Source organism: Bacillus cereus group sp. BfR-BA-01379, from assembly GCF_022663605.1.
Classification (GTDB): Bacteria; Bacillota; Bacilli; order Bacillales; family Bacillaceae_G; genus Bacillus_A; species Bacillus_A mobilis.
In genome coordinates, this window is record NZ_JAKUFT010000295.1 from 1 (window position 1) to 232 (window position 232).

The window sequence follows — 232 nt, forward strand, 5'->3', positions numbered from 1 at the left end:
CTTTACAGTTTAATTTATTTACATTGTTACTTGGCTATACACAAAAGTAATATATTCGGCAAAAAAAGACAATGATGGAATTAACCCATCATTGTCTTTTTTACTTTGCTTTTTGCTTTACTTTTTATTTTGCTTCTTACATAAATCATTCCAGCGAATGTTAATAAGAATGCAGTTCCGATAACGAAGCTGACGCTAGGGGATGCCCCGATTGCACCAACTGTAAAGGATC

1 pseudogene is annotated in these 232 nt (G+C 33.6%); it reads right to left on the minus strand.

Annotated features, from left to right (window positions below):
* Positions 1–80 precede the first annotated feature (80 nt).
* Positions 81–232: pseudogene (locus MR113_RS27930) on the minus strand (MFS transporter); the annotation flags it as partial.